Source organism: Ignavibacteriales bacterium (assembly GCA_026390575.1).
GTDB lineage: Bacteria > Bacteroidota > Ignavibacteria > UBA10030 > UBA10030 > Fen-1298.
On the sequence record JAPLFR010000016.1, the window covers coordinates 702,799 to 718,731 of the forward strand.

The 15,933-nt window shown below is 44.0% G+C and carries 17 protein-coding genes; 16 read left to right on the forward strand and 1 reads right to left on the reverse strand.

Annotated elements, in window-relative coordinates; translation table 11 throughout:
* Positions 1-22: 22 nt before the first annotated feature.
* The 9 genes from fni to NTX44_15950 all read left to right on the forward strand — a co-directional run bounded on the left by fni (position 23) and on the right by NTX44_15950 (position 10,026).
* Positions 23-1,111, forward strand: coding sequence for a type 2 isopentenyl-diphosphate Delta-isomerase (gene fni / locus NTX44_15910; GenBank protein MCX6123099.1), 1,089 nt, complete (start codon positions 23-25; stop codon positions 1,109-1,111).
* Between the two features lie 14 nt (positions 1,112-1,125).
* Positions 1,126-2,103 carry a polyprenyl synthetase family protein gene (locus NTX44_15915; protein ID MCX6123100.1) on the forward strand — a complete coding sequence of 326 codons (978 nt, stop codon included), beginning with the start codon at positions 1,126-1,128 and terminating at the stop codon, positions 2,101-2,103.
* Between the two features lie 15 nt (positions 2,104-2,118).
* Positions 2,119-2,388, forward strand: a complete 270-nt coding sequence (locus tag NTX44_15920) for an HPr family phosphocarrier protein (protein MCX6123101.1) — start codon at positions 2,119-2,121, stop codon at positions 2,386-2,388.
* Positions 2,389-2,420: 32 nt separating this feature from the next.
* The gene (gene ptsP, locus NTX44_15925; protein ID MCX6123102.1) at positions 2,421-4,175 is read left to right on the forward strand and encodes a phosphoenolpyruvate--protein phosphotransferase; all 1,755 of its coding nucleotides are present in this window, start codon (positions 2,421-2,423) and stop codon (positions 4,173-4,175) included.
* A gap of 129 nt (positions 4,176-4,304) precedes the next feature.
* The gene (locus tag NTX44_15930; GenBank protein MCX6123103.1) at positions 4,305-5,357 is read left to right on the forward strand and encodes a bifunctional phosphoglucose/phosphomannose isomerase; all 1,053 of its coding nucleotides are present in this window, start codon (positions 4,305-4,307) and stop codon (positions 5,355-5,357) included.
* A gap of 248 nt (positions 5,358-5,605) precedes the next feature.
* The gene (locus NTX44_15935; GenBank protein ID MCX6123104.1) at positions 5,606-6,292 is read left to right on the forward strand and encodes a Crp/Fnr family transcriptional regulator; all 687 of its coding nucleotides are present in this window, start codon (positions 5,606-5,608) and stop codon (positions 6,290-6,292) included.
* A gap of 71 nt (positions 6,293-6,363) precedes the next feature.
* On the forward strand, positions 6,364-7,245 hold the full coding sequence (locus tag NTX44_15940; protein ID MCX6123105.1) for a PHP domain-containing protein: 882 nt from the start codon (positions 6,364-6,366) through the stop codon (positions 7,243-7,245).
* A gap of 6 nt (positions 7,246-7,251) precedes the next feature.
* Positions 7,252-7,743, forward strand: coding sequence for a 6,7-dimethyl-8-ribityllumazine synthase (ribH, locus tag NTX44_15945; GenBank protein MCX6123106.1), 492 nt, complete (start codon positions 7,252-7,254; stop codon positions 7,741-7,743).
* 6 nt (positions 7,744-7,749) lie between these two features.
* Positions 7,750-10,026, forward strand: coding sequence for a hypothetical protein (locus NTX44_15950; GenBank protein ID MCX6123107.1), 2,277 nt, complete (start codon positions 7,750-7,752; stop codon positions 10,024-10,026).
* On the opposite strand, the gene NTX44_15955 is transcribed toward NTX44_15950, so the two are convergent.
* A complete protein-coding gene (locus NTX44_15955; protein ID MCX6123108.1) occupies positions 10,016-10,492 on the reverse strand; it encodes a methyltransferase domain-containing protein in 477 nt (158 codons plus the stop codon). The genes NTX44_15950 and NTX44_15955 overlap by 11 nt on opposite strands.
* Positions 10,493-10,988: 496 nt before the next feature.
* On the opposite strand from NTX44_15955, the gene NTX44_15960 reads away from it, so the two are divergent.
* From NTX44_15960 to NTX44_15990, 7 genes are all read left to right on the forward strand, one after another.
* The gene (locus NTX44_15960) at positions 10,989-11,498 is read left to right on the forward strand and encodes a DUF177 domain-containing protein (protein ID MCX6123109.1); all 510 of its coding nucleotides are present in this window, start codon (positions 10,989-10,991) and stop codon (positions 11,496-11,498) included.
* 24 nt (positions 11,499-11,522) lie between these two features.
* A complete protein-coding gene (gene rpmF / locus NTX44_15965; protein ID MCX6123110.1) occupies positions 11,523-11,705 on the forward strand; it encodes a 50S ribosomal protein L32 in 183 nt (60 codons plus the stop codon).
* 50 nt (positions 11,706-11,755) lie between these two features.
* The gene (gene plsX, locus NTX44_15970; GenBank protein ID MCX6123111.1) at positions 11,756-12,778 is read left to right on the forward strand and encodes a phosphate acyltransferase PlsX; all 1,023 of its coding nucleotides are present in this window, start codon (positions 11,756-11,758) and stop codon (positions 12,776-12,778) included.
* A 7-nt stretch (positions 12,779-12,785) separates the two neighbouring features.
* Positions 12,786-13,796, forward strand: coding sequence for a ketoacyl-ACP synthase III (locus tag NTX44_15975; GenBank protein MCX6123112.1), 1,011 nt, complete (start codon positions 12,786-12,788; stop codon positions 13,794-13,796).
* Positions 13,797-13,799: 3 nt separating this feature from the next.
* A complete protein-coding gene (fabD, locus tag NTX44_15980; GenBank protein ID MCX6123113.1) occupies positions 13,800-14,714 on the forward strand; it encodes an ACP S-malonyltransferase in 915 nt (304 codons plus the stop codon).
* Positions 14,715-14,780: 66 nt separating this feature from the next.
* A complete protein-coding gene (gene fabG, locus NTX44_15985) occupies positions 14,781-15,527 on the forward strand; it encodes a 3-oxoacyl-[acyl-carrier-protein] reductase (GenBank protein ID MCX6123114.1) in 747 nt (248 codons plus the stop codon).
* 51 nt (positions 15,528-15,578) lie between these two features.
* Positions 15,579-15,815, forward strand: coding sequence for an acyl carrier protein (locus NTX44_15990; protein ID MCX6123115.1), 237 nt, complete (start codon positions 15,579-15,581; stop codon positions 15,813-15,815).
* The last annotated feature ends 118 nt before the right edge of the window (positions 15,816-15,933 follow it).

Here is a 15,933-nt window from a genome sequence, read left to right on the forward strand (position 1 = left end):
TATTCTAAAGAGATTATGATGTATGAAAATGACACGGACATCCTCACGCAAACAGCAGCACGTCAACATTAGCCTGACCAAGGATGTAGCATTTCGCACCAAATCTTCTGGATTTGATCGTTGGGATTTTCTGCATAACGCTTTGCCCGAACTCAATCTTTCAGATGTAGATCCATCGACAAATTTCTTGGGGAGAAAAATCGCACTGCCATTTATCATCTCTAGCATGACCGGCGGCTATGCTCAGGCGGAACGGATCAATCAGCAGCTTGCTGAAGTTTGCGCACAAAAGAAAATTGCGTTGGGTGTTGGCAGCCAACGACAGGCATCAGAGAATGTGCGGTATCATCGTTCCTTTTCAGTAGTGCGTGAAACTGCACCAGACATTCCGATCTTTGGGAATATTGGCGCAGCGGAAGTTGCAAAACTGCGGGATGCATCGCCGATTATGCGGCTGATCGATCTCATTCACGCCGATGGGTTTGCAGTGCACCTCAATCCATTGCAGGAGCTGCTTCAGCCGGAAGGCAATACAAATTTTTGCGGTGTGCTTGACGGTATAGAACTACTGGTGAGGTCGCTTCCGGTTCCTCTCATTGTTAAAGAAATCGGCGCAGGTATTTCAGCTGATGTTGCACAACGATTGATTGATGTCGGGGTAAAAATTATTGATATTGCAGGAGCTGGTGGTACGAGCTGGGCGGGAGTTGAAATTTTAAGAAGAAGAAATGAAAAGAAAAAAAACTTTTTGGGAAAAGGAACAAGGAAGAAAAAAGGAAAAAATTCAAATGCGGAAAATTTTTGGGATTGGGGAATTCCAACAATAGATGCCTTGAAAACCGTCTGTCGTCTGAAGAGTGACTCGCCATCGTTGAAGGTTATTGCTTCCGGTGGAATTTCAAACGGTATCGATTGCGCGAAATCAATTGCATGTGGGGCTGATTTTGCCGCATCTGCTATGTCTATACTCAAAGCCCTTGCAAACGGCGGAACAGAATCAGTTATTGGGCTCATTGATCAATGGGAATGGGAGTTGAAAGGCACGATGTTTCTCACCGGCTCGCGTACTATCGCTGACCTGCAAAAGCAAATATTGTTTTCAAGAGTTTAAGTTGAGAATGAATTATGAATCCTGAACAACGATACGAACGTCATAAATCATCTGTGGAGCGATATCTTCGAAGTTTTGTCACCGAACACAAACCGCAGACGCTGTACTCTCCTGCAAAATATGTTCTCGTGGCAGGCGGCAAACGCATTCGCCCAGTGATTACTCTCCTTGCATGCGAAGCTGTTGGTGGTGAAGCGAACAATGCGCTGCACGCGGGAGCTGGAATTGAAATTCTCCATAATTTTACACTCGTCCATGATGATATAATGGACCATGCGGAAACACGCCGCGGACGACTTACTGTTCATAAAAAATGGGATGAAAATGTTGCGCTTCTTTCCGGCGACGCATTGCTTGCGTTTGCCTACCGTGCCTTACTCAGAACAAAATCAACACGCATTCAGGAAATCAGCAAAATTTTTACGGAAGGTGTCGTTACAATTTGCGAAGGACAGGCATTGGATAAAGAATTTGAAACACGTCATCGTGTGCATGTGAACGAATACCTGATGATGATCGAAAAGAAAACCGGCAAATTAGTTTCGATAGCGGCGCAGGTGGGTGCGCTTATTGGGAATGCAACGGTTTTGGATCTGGAAGCATTACGACGGTACGGCGAATATGTAGGACGTGCGTTTCAGATTCAAGATGATTTACTGGACATCGTTGCCGACGAAAAAGAATTTGGCAAAACTATTGGCGGTGATTTAGTAGAAGGCAAGAAAACATTTCTGCTCCTTGAGGCGTTACGCCGTGCAAAAGGAGAGCAAAAGAAAATGCTTCAGCGCATTTTTACAAAAGGTGGTGTGCCCCGAAAACAGGTAAAAGCGTTTCGTCTCATCTATGAAGAAACAGGTGCAATTGATTCTGCCAAGAAACGAATTGAAAACGATATCACTGAAGCAAAAAATCAACTTTCGACATTGCCTGCTTCCGCAGCTCGAGAAACGCTTCGGTGGATGACAGATAAATTGTTGAATAGGAAATTCTAACGAGATGTGCAAGGAATGATTGAACAAGAAATAACGATTCGGAATCGAGCGGGGCTGCATACACGCCCGGCTGCTGCAATTGTGAAACTGGCGGCGAAATTTAAATCAGAATTTTTCATCGAAAAAGATAGTTTCCAAATTAATGGAAAGAGTATTATCGGTGTCATGACGCTGGCTGCAGAACAAGGGTCCAAACTTCTCGTGCGCTTTGATGGACCTGATGAAAAAGAAGCGTGCCAAGCTATGTCCGAGCTCTTCGAGAGCGGCTTTGGCGAGCCGATGTAGACGTGAACTGTTCACCAGTAAACAGGTAGAAGATGGATCAGACTATCAAACAAGAAATGAAACTGAAGGGAATTCCGGCATCTCCCGGAATCGCCATCGGACCTGTTTTCCTGTTTCGAAAACATGAACCAATAATTCTCATTCGTTCAATTGCTGCCGGTGAAGTTGAGCAAGAAATCGAACGCCTTCAGAATGCCGTCGCACGCTCCAAGAAGGAACTTACCAAGGTATTCGAATTTGCCGAACAAAAACTAGGAACTGAAAAATCGAAAATTTTCGAAGCACAGCTTCTCATCCTTGAAGATGTTGTACTCTTTGAAGCAGTGTACGAACGATTAAAACGAGAACGTAAAAATGCTGAATATCTCCTCAAAGATGAGATGGAGAAGTATCACCAATTGATGATGGCATCCAAGGATGAATATGCCCGCGAGCGCGCTGACGATCTGCTCGATGTTGAAAACCGTATTCTCAGAAATCTCGAAGAACAAAAACTTATTTCGAAAATCGAGGGTTCGCATGTCATTATTTCGCACAATCTCGCAGCGGCAGACACACTCATCTTTAGCCGTAACGATGTGCTGGCGTATGTAACAGAACTAGGCGGTGCAACGTCCCATATGGCATTGCTCGCGCGTGCATTAAAAATTCCAGCCATTGTTGGCATGCATCAATTGTCATCGTTGGCGCAAACAGATGATCAAATCGTTGTCGATGGATACAGCGGTACAGTTGTACTGCATCCGAGCGTGGAGACTTTAAAATTTTACAAAAAAAAGAAAACGCAATACCACACCTTTGAAGAAACACTTGCCCCTCTGCGCGATCTTCCGGCAGAAACGCTTGATGGGCATCATATCAAACTTGCAGCAAACGTGGAGTTAGAAGAGGAATTAGAATTCATTAAGCTTCGGGGAGCTGATGGTATTGGACTTTACCGCACGGAAAGTTTGCTAATTGGCAAAGAAGTTTTTCCGAGTGAAGAAGAGCAATACGAAATTTATCACCGCATTGCTGAGTCGGTTTTTCCTAAACACGCTATTATCCGAACCTTTGATATTGGCGGCGATAAATTTATGACGCCGGTGATGAAAGAAAGCAATCCATCTCTTGGCTGGCGGGGAATACGTGTTATGCTGGATAAACCGCAGATTTTCCTAGATCAACTGCGTGCCATTCTGCGTGCAAGCACTTTGAAGAATCTTGCCATCATGTTACCGATGGTTACGAGCATTAAAGAAGTAAAACTTAGCAAACAGCTTATAGTACAAGCAAAGGATGATTTACGTGCACATAAAATTCCATTCGATGAAAATCTTCGGCTAGGAGTTATGATCGAAGTGCCCGCTGCAGCCGTCATTGCAGATCATCTTGCGCGGGAAGTGAGCTTCTTGAGTATCGGTACAAACGATCTTATTCAGTATTTACTTGCCGTTGATCGCGGCAATGATATTGTATCGGATCTATTTCAGGAATTTCATCCGGCAGTCATCCGGTTTCTGAGGCGCATCATTGAGCGCGGTAAGCAGGAACACGCTTGGGTTGGTATGTGCGGACAAATGGCAGGTGACCCGCTGGCAACCATTTTACTCGTTGGGCTTGGATTAGATGAGTTCAGTGTTGTTCCAACTATTTTGCCGGAAATTAAGAAAATTATTCGCTCTATACATTATACGGAAGCGCAACATGTTGCCGAGCGAGTGTTGACGATGCAATCCGAAGATGAAATTAAAGCATTCCTCAAGCATTTGATGAAACATAAATTTCCAGACATCCCGATTGGATAAAACCAGGTTACTGCTTCGAATTCAAAAACAGAATTCATGAATCAAAAAAATGACATAAGAAAATCATATAGCATAAATAAAAATCGATAGTGCAGAACCAGCCGCTCAATTGCTCTAAGGAAAAAACTCATGACACTCGATGATATCAAACGTATAGACCCCAAAGGTATGTACACTTGGATTGCAAATTTTCCCAAACAGATTGAAGAAGCCGTTCGAATTGGAAAAGAAACAAAAATAAAACTGAATGTGATAGGTGTGCAAAACATCGTTCTCACCGGATTGGGAGGTTCGGCTATAGGAGGCGACCTGCTTCGCTCTTATCTTTCCGAGGAACTGGACGTTCCGTTCACCGTGAATCGATATTATACTCTTCCGGAATTTGTTGGAAAAAATACACTTGTTATCGTATCCAGTTATTCCGGCAATACCGAGGAAACAATATCTGCATACAAAGATGCAGTGAAACGAAAGGCGCGCGTCCTTTGCATCAGCACTGGTGGAGAGACGGCAAAAATGGCGAAAAAACTTAAACAGTCATGGATACAAATTCCGCCAGGACTTTCCCCGCGCGCGGCGCTGGGCTATTCCTTTTTTCCGTTGCTCGTCATGCTTGGCAGGTTGGGCTTCATTAAACCAAAAGACAAAGATATCCAAGAGACAATTCAACTTTTAAAGAAAAAATCTGCGCTCTTTAGTAATCCAGAATCGCCGGAGAATGCACCGCTGAAGCTGGCGGAGCGCATGAAAGGCAAGTTGCCGGTGATATATTCTCCCGTCGAGCATTTTGATACCGTGAACATCCGTTGGCGAGGGCAAATTGCAGAAAACGCCAAACAACTTTCTTTCGGTCACGTACTTCCGGAAATGAACCACAACGAATTGGTAGGCTGGAAAGTGCTTACCGAATTAATGAAGCACATGCATGTTGTTTTCTTAAACGATTCAGGCACTCACAAACGTGTCGCGATCCGTGAAAAAATTACTAATCAAATCGTATCACAGTATGCCGGAGAAGTTACAGAAGTTGCAAGCGATGGCAAAGGACTCTTGGCGAGGCTGTTTTCATTGATCTACTTTGGCGATTGGGTTACGCTGTATCTTGCAATCTTAAATAATGTAGATCCGGAACCTGTTGCCGTCATTGATTATCTGAAAAGCGAGTTGAGTAAGGTGAGATAGCAATAAGCAACTTGTAGTTGCTGGAATAAAGCGGATATCCTGCATCTATTCTGAAGTGGTGACGGAATGAAAAAAGCCACGAAACAATTCTTCATGTTGATATTTTGAGAGTCCGTGTCACTCTCGGGTGGTTATAAAAACCTTGCATTTCACAACACCGGAAGATATATTATAAAAGTCGTAGTACGTACGAACAAAAATTCCTAATTAAATAGGTATCTGAACGTTAACACCCTGCGCGGATCACAATGCCCCAAGAAGAAATTAATTTTCTCCGTAATGTGCCTATCTTCGCCGACCTCGAAGAAAAGGATTTACAGAAGATTGTAAAACTTGGCACGCGACAAAAATATAAGAAGGGTAATATCGTTTTGCTTGAACAGGAGAGCGGTGCGGCGCTCTTCGTTATCGTCTCTGGAAAAGTAAAAGTAGTACGGATGGATGAGGATGGAAGAGAAGTCATTCTTTCAATGTTTAGACCAGGCGAGTTTTTCGGCGAAATGTCTCTGTTGGACGGACAAGCGCGCTCGGCGAGCGTTGTAGCGACAATGAAATCAGAATTGTTTATGATTCACCGCCGGGATTTTTTAGAATCGCTGCACGAATTTCCTCTGGTAGCGATTTCCCTGCTGGCTGAACTTGCAATGCGGCTTCGCAAAGCCGATATGCAAATAAAGAGTCTATCGCTTAAAGATGCCGCTGGACGTGTTGCTAATGTGCTGTTGATTCTTGCTGATGATGTTGGAGTATTTCGAAAAGGAAAAGTTGAAATCGATGACTTGCCGCTTCAGCAGGACATTGCTAATATGGCGGGTACGTCTCGCGAGACAGTCTCGCGTATGATTCATTCTTTCATCGATAGCGAAGAAGTACAAATTATTGGGAATAAACTTATTATCAACGATTATGAAGCGTTCCGTAAAAAATATTTATAAAATATCCTCTTTGCTTTGCGATGAATCAAAGCGCAGGATATCTCCTTCTATGAGTGTACGAATAAAGGTGTATGCAGGTATTTATGGCTGAGATGGGGAATGAGCTAACCAAACAAATAAATCATTCAAACAATCCTCGAGCAGATCTCCATCTGCATACAACGTACTCCGATGGAGCACTCTCTCCAGAGACACTTGTTCAGCGCGTACATGCAACAGGGCTTTCCGTTGTTTCAATTACCGATCATGATAATGTTGGTGCTCTTGATGAAGCGATCGAAGCTGGGAAGAGCCGTGGTGTAGAAATTATTCCCGGTGTGGAGTTGAGCGTTGCACTGAATGAAAAAGACATTCATTTGCTTGCGTACTTCTTTGACTATAACAACCAGAAACTTCAGGATTATCTTGCCTTCTTTCGTTACGAACGATTGAAACGTGCTGAACGCATTGTTCAGAAATTGAACGACATCAACATTTCTCTAAAAATGGATGCAGTGCTCGATCAAGCAGGAATCGGTTCTGTGGGCAGACCCCATATTGCCAGCGCTTTATTAGAAGAAGGATTGATTGAAACGTACCACGAAGCATTCATGAAATACCTCGGTGTTGGCGCTCCAGCGTACGAAAAAAAGTATCAATTATCTCCACTTGAAGCAACTCAGCTTATTGCTCAGGCTGGCGGACTTACGTTCCTCGCGCATCCCGGTAAATATACTACAGATTTTGAGCTCTCAACCCTCATTCAAGCCGGATTGGATGGGATTGAAGTCGTCCATCCATCGCATAACGAAGCGCGTCAGGAATTTTATCGTGGTGTAGTCCATCAATATTTCCTCTTGGAATGCGGCGGTTCTGATTACCATGGCGGCAGGAAGAACGATGACCAAGTGCTTGGAGTGTATACGGTACCACTGCAAATTGTTGAGGATATGCGCACGCGTCTTTTTTCATAAAGTATCATGAATCCAAAAAAATACACACAAAAAATGTTTCAAGGATCAGCAGCAACATTGCACTTTGCCATTGTTGTCAGCCGATTCAATCACCACATCACTGCGAAATTGTTGGAAGGTGCGGAAGACTGTCTGCGTGACCATGGCGTACCTGAAAAAAATCGGAAAGTTATTTTTTGTCCTGGTGCATTTGAGTTGCCTCAAGTCGCCAATCGGTTAGCGTTTCAAAGAAAATGGGATGCGATTATTTGTCTTGGCGCGGTTATTCGTGGAGACACTCCGCACTTTGAATATATCTCTGCCGAAACAGCGCGCGGCATTCAAGAGGTAGCATTGCGTTATTCACTTCCGGTAGTGTTCGGTGTGCTGACAACCGACAATGAACAGCAAGCACGAGATCGTGTTGGCGGTATGCAGGGAAATAAAGGATGGGATGCAGCTTTGACGGCTCTCGAAATGGCTGCTCTCTTTAAAACGCTGAAACGTAAGTCTCGATAGGTATCTATGTATCGCATCCCAAAGTTTTTCCTCGCTTTTCTATTTCTTATCATGTATGCACAAGGTCAACAGCATGTTGGGCAGTGGAAATCATTTACAGATATGAAATCCGTTCGCAGCGCAGTTCTGGTTGGAAACAGCATTTGGGCAGCAACAGGCGGAGGCGTATTTGTTTATGATACGACAAGCGGGTTGTTCACTAAATTTACTAATATTGACGGTTTAAATACAAACGATGTTCTCGCTATTGCTTTTGACGGCACGAATAACATTTGGGTCGGTGGGGCAGGTGGATGGGTAAATGTCTATGATATGAACACACATCAGTGGCAAACAATTGCGGACATAGCGAATAGAACAGAATCCACACACAGGGATATTAAATCATTCAGTTTCAAAGGGGACACAGTGTTCATTGTTACTGAATTTGGTGTTTCGGTCTTTAGGCGTTCACGGTGGGAATTTGGAGATACATATCAGAATTTGGGATTTATATCGCCGCAAGTATCTTGCATGTCACTTCAGCAACGTCGAATGTGGATCGGAACCGACAAGGGACTTACAGTCTCTTTATTAGGATCGGGTGCGTGGACCACGTACAATTCGTTTCCGGGAATTGTATCAAGCGCAGTAACGGCGCTCGCGCTATTCAACGATACATTGATTGTTGGAACTGCGAATGGAGCTATATATTTTGCTCAAAATTATATCGTGCCGAAAGCTATTCCCTTATTGAACAATAGATCTGTCTGTGATTTGCGAGTTGATAATGGCAAATTGTATGTGCTTTCCGCTTCCGGTTCAAATTTCACAGTTGAAACGCTTGCATCTATACTTGATATGCCGCAGACGGTAATCTCAAATTCCGATGTTCAAGGAGTCTGTATCATTCCAGCTTCTTCCCTCTGGATTGCAACTGTATCAAAAGGATTGGCACATCTCATCGGTTCCATCTGGAATTATTCATATCCTAACGGGCCGAACTCCAATTTTTTCAGTAGTCTCGCTGTTGATGCGGATGGCGTTCTTTGGAGTGCTTCCGGCGAAATTGCTAATGCTGGTTTCTATCGGTACAATCCTTCCTTATCCGAAGATAAACAATGGAAAAATTTTACGAGAGATCGCTTTCCGATTATGGGACGTCCTGGTTGGGATGAGGATGATTACTATAATGTCTCACTTGGTGCGAATGGCTCAGTTTGGGTGAGTTCATGGGGCGATGGAGTCGTTGAAGTTGTTGGCGATTCTGTTGTGCGGAAGTACAACTATAACTCCACACCAAAGCTTCCCAGCGCGGTTACGAAAGATCCTAATTTTGTTGTCAGTAGCGGTGTTGCAATAGATAACGAGGGAAAAACATGGATTGTTAATCGAAATCAAGCAAATGGCAGAAGCCTTCTTCGGCTTGACAGCGACACAACAGGAACATTTTTTGATAATCAATTCAATTCCAGTTGGGGATGGTTTCATGGTATTGTGATTGATCGAAATAATACGAAATGGATGGGAAGTACAGTACCCTGGCATATGGACAATGGAAACGGATTGTATTTCTTTAATGAAAATAAAACCATATCAGGCACGGAGCAATATGATGGTTGGGGAAATATCTCAGATATGTCGGATAGTAAAGTTCTTTCGATTTCTCTCGATCTTGAAGGAGAAATCTGGGTTGGACTTGGACTTGGTGTAGTCATAATTCACGACCCGCTCAATCCGTTGATACCGGCGAATCGAAGTACATCGTATCCATTACGCGAGCAAGTTATTCAATCAATTGCAGTAGATGCAGTGAACAACAAATGGGTTGGAACAAAAGAAGGTATATTAGTTGTTAACGCAGATGGTACACAACTATTGCAAAGTTATACTGTGGCTTCAACAAATAAATCCCTGCTCTCTAATGACGTACGAACAATTGCCATTGATCAGAAACGCGGTATTGCATATTTCGGGACAGAGCAGGGGCTGTCGAGTCTTTCCATCGATGCTGTTCAGACGAACCGATCATACTCCGAACTTGAGGTCGGTCCCAATCCATTTATCCTGCCCAATGATCAGCGATTGACCATCCGCAACCTTGTTGCTAACAGCACTATCAAAATATTGACTGTAAGCGGTTCTGTTGTGTGGCAATTTGAAGCGCAGGGCGGCGGAAGGGCGTTTTGGGATGGACGGGATAAAAATGGTGTTTTCGTTCCGTCAGGGATCTACTTTATCGTAGCATTTGCAGAGAATGGTTCACAAACTGTGACCGGCAAAGTTGCTGTCATTAGGAAATAACTAGTTTCTTGCAGATAAATAATATCTCCTCTTTCATCAACCCGAATTTATCTATCATTTTATCGGAAAACTGCTGAATAAATGTTTCGGGCGTAACAAAGAATCCAGCTTCTCTGAGTCGTTCGATGTAGTCGCGTCCATAGACTCTTACGTGGTCCTCTTGGCCAAATAGATTCCGACGATCTTCCGGTGTAGTTAGCCGAGGATCCTCCAACGTGGTTTTCCGAGTCATATCAATAGGTGATTGAAGAATTGCCCATCCATCCGGCTTTAGAACTCTAAATAATTCCTTCATAGCTTGTCGATCATCGGCAATATGTTCCAATACATGGTAGCAGAGAATGCAATCAAAATGGCTGTCAGGTAAAGGGATTGCCATAATATCCATATGTGTCATCATCCACGGATCATCAAGACCCGTACTTATATAATCGAGATTAGTATAATGCCTGAATTTTTGCTGCATATAATAAGTAGGAGCAACATCTAAAACACGGAAGCGTCGATTGAAAAAATCAGTTTTGTGTTTGAGATATAGACAAAGCAGCCGGTGTCGTTCCAGAGATCCACATCGTGGGCACTGTGCATTGGGTCGTAGTGTGACACCGCCAGAAAGAAATCGGCGAACTCGCGTTTCGCAACAAGGGCAGTGATGTTTACCACCTCGATATACGAGCCCCCGGAGGAAGTAGAACATTTGCCGAAATTTGACTTCTAGATTTTTTGGAAGAATGCGCTTTATTATTCGTTTGAGATGCATTTTCTTAAAAAAGCTACGTAATCTAATTGTACATTCCAAATGTAATCGCGAATGTATAGTTGAGATTCAATCATCGGTCGACTTTTTTCTTGATTCTCTGCACAGAAAGAGGTATATTTTCAAACGTTTTTTGCAAAGTATGTTCATTTTTTTGCCAATTTCAATAGCTTCCGGTTGAGCCGGGGTTCACGTTATGGGTTCGATGGCTGAATTTCGGATTAATATCTCAAATCTCTCGGAAGGGATTCACGAGTATCGCTTTGAAGCGGAGCCGTCGAAGATTGGTCTGGATGAAAGGTTTATCAGCACTGTTAAAATTGAAACCAGAATAGATAAAAACGTACGCCAAATCTTCCTTCAAGCAGAAATTCGGGCAGAAGGAAGTTTTTTCTGTGACCGATGTCTCGAAAATTTTCATCAAGAGATGAATACGGCGTATTCGATGGTGTATGTTCAAGGTGCCCGTTCCACCGTCGATCTGAATAAAGAGGAAGAGATCCAGATCCTCGCAGCTGACATGAATTACATTGATCTGGATGATGATGTGCGGCAGTACATTTTGCTCACCATCCCGCAAAAGCTTTTATGCAAGGAAGACTGTCAGGGATTTTGTCCCACGTGCGGGGTGAATAAAAATATTGCGAGTTGCACCTGTGGCGCTCAGGAGGTAGACTCGCGTTGGGATGTGCTAAAGAAGCTGTCCCATAACTGAGTATATAATTTAAGGAAGTATCATATGCCTAATCCTAAACGACGACATTCCAAAGCTCGCGGACGTAAGCGCCGAACACATTACAAGGCAACGGCACCGTCAACACAAGAATGCCCCAATTGCCACGAACAAAAACTGCAACACCGGGCATGTCCCCACTGCGGATTCTATAATGGCCGCTCTATAGTCACCCCGAAGGAAGCCTAATTAGCAGGATACGCCTCGATACCGGAAGATAGGTATCAGAAGCGAATTTCATGGAATCTCCCAAGAAATTACGTATTGCGCTTGATGCCATGGGAGGAGACTATGCACCCGGGCGTGAAGTTGCTGCTGCAGTAGAGGCACTCAGAGTATCTCGCGAACAGTTTGAAATTGTTCTCGTGGGAGATGAACAAGCTATTCGCCAACAGCTTGCATTGCACAAAGCAGAACATCTTCCGTGTACAGTAGTACACGCTTCGCAAGTCATCACGATGGCAGATTCCCCAACCGCTGCTCTCAAACAAAAGAAAGATTCTTCACTCGCTGTTGGAATGCGTCTTCATAAAGAAGGAAATGTTGATGCGTGTGTCAGTGCTGGAAATACTGGTGCTGTACTTTCGGCTGCAACACTCATTTTAGGACGCATTAAAAATGTCAGCCGTCCAACGATTGGTACGTTTATTCCAGCAGAGCATGGTACTTGTTTGCTCTTGGATGCAGGCGCCAACGTCGATTGCCGCGCGCAACATTTATATGAATTTGCATTAATGGGAAGTATTTATGTTCAACTTTTAAGGAAGAAGGAGCGTCCTTCAATAGCCCTGCTCAATGTAGGCGAAGAAAAATCAAAAGGGACGGAAGCAGCGCAGGAAGCGCATAAACTTCTTTCGGCAAGCAGTTACAATTTTATCGGAAACGTAGAAGGCGGTGATATTCTCAAATCAAAAGCCGATGTAATTGTGTGCGATGGTTTTGTGGGGAATATTGTTCTGAAATTTGCGGAAAGTGTACCTTCGTTTCTCAAAAGCCGATTAAAAAAATTCTCCACTCGCAGTGTACTCAACAAACTCTCTGTAGGCATGGCGTTGTGGCCGCTGAAAGCGTCTCTTCAAGATATGGATCCAAATGAAGAAGGCGGCGTACCGGTGTTGGGAGTGAATGGGGTGGCTATTATTGGTCATGGGAGTTCAACGGTAAAGGGTATTAAAAATATGATTCTCCGTGCTGTAGAAGTTGCACAGAGCCAGGTAAATCGACAAATCGAAGCAGCGTTAACAGAGAAAAGGTTTTCATAAGGCAGCGATGGAATTACGACGAGCGACAATTACTGCAGTAGGTCACTATGTTCCGGAAAAGATTCTCACGAATGCTGATCTTGAAAAAATGGTTGACACAAACGATGAATGGATTCGCACACGAACAGGTATCCGTGAACGGCACATTCTTGAACACGGGGCAACCTCAGATTTAGCTGTGAAAGCGGTTCAGCAAGTGCTGGCTCGTCGCGGTATCACTGCCGAAGAAATTGATTTGATAATCGTTGCGACCATAACACCGGATATGATGCTGCCTGCAACAGCTTATGTGGTGCAAGAAAAAATCGGCGCCCGCAAAGCATGGGGTTTTGATTTGAATGCAGCATGTTCTGGATTTCTGTATGCTCTCAGTGTCGGCGCCCGCTTCATAGAAACGGGTGTGCATTCCAAGGTCATCATTGTCGGCGCAGACAAAATGAGTTCCATCACCGATTACACAGATCGCAACACGTGCATTTTGTTTGGCGATGCTGCCGGAGCTGTGCTGCTTGAACCGACGGATGAGAAAGAGTATGGCATTATCGATCAATGTTTGTATAGTGACGGTTCCGGCGGAGATTTTCTAAACTTGAAAGGCGGAGGAAGTCTGAACCCGCCGACTCACGAAACGATTGATAAAAAGATGCACTATGTATTTCAAGACGGAAAGGCTGTATTCAAAAGCGCTGTTGTTTGTATGGCAGATGTCTCGGAAGAAATAATGAAACGAAATCATTTGATAAGCAATGATATCGCGTGGCTTGTACCCCATCAAGCGAATCTGCGCATCGTTGACGCGACAGCGCAGCGGATGGGGATTGACAACAGCAAGGTGATGATCAATATCGAGAAGTATGGTAATACCACAGCGGCAACAATCCCGCTTTGCTTATCGGAGTGGTGGCAAGCCGGTAAGTTACAGCGCGGACAGAACATTGTTCTTGCTGCATTCGGCGCAGGTTACACGTGGGGCTCTATACTAGTGAAATGGTCGCTTGTGAATCCAGAGAAATCATAATCGATGGTGAAAACAGCGTTTATTTTTCCAGGACAGGGTTCGCAATATGTCGGTATGGGCAAAGATCTTTATGAAGGCAACCCCGCGGCGAAAGCACTTTTTCATAAAGCAGATAAAATTCTTGGGTTTTCCATCAGCAAGATATGTTTTGAGGGTCCGGAAGAAGAACTGAAACAGACACAAAATACACAGCCGGCAATTTTTTTGCACAGCATTGTTCTTTTCCAACTTATTAATAAAAAACAGTTTGACATGACTGCAGGACATTCGCTAGGTGAATATTCTGCATTGGTTGCGGCTGGTGCGTTGACATTTGAAGACGGTTTGAAACTTGTTCGGCTGCGCGGCGAATTGATGCAAGAAGCCGGTCTCGAGCATCCTGGTACGATGGCTGCCCTTATTGGTCTTGATGCAATGATCGTCAACGAGTTGTGTGTTGAAGCTTCGGCAGTTGGAATTGTGCAAACGGCAAATTTCAACTCACCTGGACAAGTGATCGTTTCCGGTTCGTTGGCCGGTGTACAAAAAGCAATGGAGCTTGCAAAAGTACGCGGTGCAAAAATTGTGAAAGAACTTCCAGTCAGCGGCGCGTTTCATTCTCCACTCATGGAATCTGCACAGGCTGGATTAAAAACAGCATTGGACAAAATAGAAATTCGAGATGCTGTAGTTCCGGTTTATGCAAACGTCACCGCTCGGCCGATGCGTTTTGCGGATGAGATTCGTACTCTGTTGATTCGGCAACTTATCAGTCCGGTACAATGGGAAGAAAGTGTGACACATATGATCACCGATGGCGCGGCAGCGTTTGTCGAAATAGGTCCCGGCAAAGTGCTTCAAGGATTGGTGAAACGGATTAATGGAAATGTAAAAACTGTCGGATTTGAAAAATTGAGCGACATTGTTGATAGAAAGTAATAATCGGTTGAGAGAGTTGAGCGCTCCATAGCTGTAATATTGTAATATTAATTTAAAAGGAAATGTATGGGTGTTCTTGATAATAAAGTAGCACTGGTGACTGGCGGTGCTCGTGGCATAGGCCGGGAAATTGCTCTCAAGCTTGCCTCCGAAGGTGCACATGTGGCATTTACTGATATCCGTTTAGAGGGAGCGGCAGATGAAGTGATGAACTTAATCCGTGCCAAGGGTGTTCATTCAACAGCGATTCAATCCGATGTCCGTAATCTTGCCGAAGCGCAAAGTACAGTAGATGCGGTGGTGAAGGAATATCAACACATCGATATCCTTGTGAACAATGCTGGCATCACGCGGGACAACTTGATCATGCGCATGTCAGAAGATGAATGGGATTCTGTCATTGCTATTAATTTGAAAGGCACATTCAATTTTTGTAAAGCCGCATCAAGGCAAATGCTTAGTCAAAGACAGGGAAAAATTGTCAACATCGCATCAATTGTTGGTGTCATGGGCAACGCAGGTCAAGTGAATTACTCTGCTTCGAAAGCAGGCGTTATCGGTATTACGAAAACACTTGCAAAAGAGTTTGCATCTCGCAATATTCAAGTAAACGCGGTTGCGCCGGGATTTATCGATACTGAAATGACGCAGAAACTCACTCCTCAACAACGCGAGACTTTAATGAATGTGATCCCGATGAAACGAATTGCCAAGCCGGAAGAAATTGCGAACGTTGTTGCCTTCCTCGCTTCCCCGGCTGCAAGCTACATTACCGGCCAAGTGTTAAACGTGGACGGTGGACTTGTTATGTAAGTGAATAATTAATTCAAATAATATTCTTTCAATAAACCAAGGAGTAATACGATGGCAGATACTGCTGAAAAAGTAAAAGAAATTATTGTGTCCAAGCTAGGCGTTGATGCCGCTCAAGTGACACCAGAAGCGTCGTTCACAAATGATCTCGGCGCAGATTCACTCGACACAGTTGAGTTGGTTATGGAATTTGAAAAAGCATTCAACATCCAGATTCCAGATGAGGACGCAGAAAAAATTACCAACGTGAGCGATGTGCTTAATTATTTAAAAACAAAGGGTATCTAATTCACTCTTGGTAATACGTTGGAAAGGGAACAGCTGGATTTAACCGGCTTTGCTCTCTTCAAAAGAACAGTGTCGGTGAGCGAAGTGTGCAGATATGTACGGCGCTGAGCATCATTTT

Bases quoted from the DNA above. Each gene is read 5' to 3' on its own strand.
- fni (MCX6123099.1), top strand. From the start codon at position 23: ATGAAAATGACACGGACATCCTCACGCAAACAGCAGCACGTCAACATT.
- NTX44_15915 (MCX6123100.1), top strand. From the start codon at position 1,126: ATGAATCCTGAACAACGATACGAACGTCATAAATCATCTGTGGAGCGA.
- NTX44_15920 (MCX6123101.1), top strand. From the start codon at position 2,119: ATGATTGAACAAGAAATAACGATTCGGAATCGAGCGGGGCTGCATACA.
- ptsP (MCX6123102.1), top strand. From the start codon at position 2,421: ATGGATCAGACTATCAAACAAGAAATGAAACTGAAGGGAATTCCGGCA.
- NTX44_15930 (MCX6123103.1), top strand. From the start codon at position 4,305: ATGACACTCGATGATATCAAACGTATAGACCCCAAAGGTATGTACACT.
- NTX44_15935 (MCX6123104.1), top strand. From the start codon at position 5,606: ATGCCCCAAGAAGAAATTAATTTTCTCCGTAATGTGCCTATCTTCGCC.
- NTX44_15940 (MCX6123105.1), top strand. From the start codon at position 6,364: ATGCAGGTATTTATGGCTGAGATGGGGAATGAGCTAACCAAACAAATA.
- ribH (MCX6123106.1), top strand. From the start codon at position 7,252: ATGAATCCAAAAAAATACACACAAAAAATGTTTCAAGGATCAGCAGCA.
- NTX44_15950 (MCX6123107.1), top strand. From the start codon at position 7,750: ATGTATCGCATCCCAAAGTTTTTCCTCGCTTTTCTATTTCTTATCATG.
- NTX44_15955 (MCX6123108.1), bottom strand. From the start codon at position 10,492: ATGCAGCAAAAATTCAGGCATTATACTAATCTCGATTATATAAGTACG.
- NTX44_15960 (MCX6123109.1), top strand. From the start codon at position 10,989: ATGGCTGAATTTCGGATTAATATCTCAAATCTCTCGGAAGGGATTCAC.
- rpmF (MCX6123110.1), top strand. From the start codon at position 11,523: ATGCCTAATCCTAAACGACGACATTCCAAAGCTCGCGGACGTAAGCGC.
- plsX (MCX6123111.1), top strand. From the start codon at position 11,756: ATGGAATCTCCCAAGAAATTACGTATTGCGCTTGATGCCATGGGAGGA.
- NTX44_15975 (MCX6123112.1), top strand. From the start codon at position 12,786: ATGGAATTACGACGAGCGACAATTACTGCAGTAGGTCACTATGTTCCG.
- fabD (MCX6123113.1), top strand. From the start codon at position 13,800: ATGGTGAAAACAGCGTTTATTTTTCCAGGACAGGGTTCGCAATATGTC.
- fabG (MCX6123114.1), top strand. From the start codon at position 14,781: ATGGGTGTTCTTGATAATAAAGTAGCACTGGTGACTGGCGGTGCTCGT.
- NTX44_15990 (MCX6123115.1), top strand. From the start codon at position 15,579: ATGGCAGATACTGCTGAAAAAGTAAAAGAAATTATTGTGTCCAAGCTA.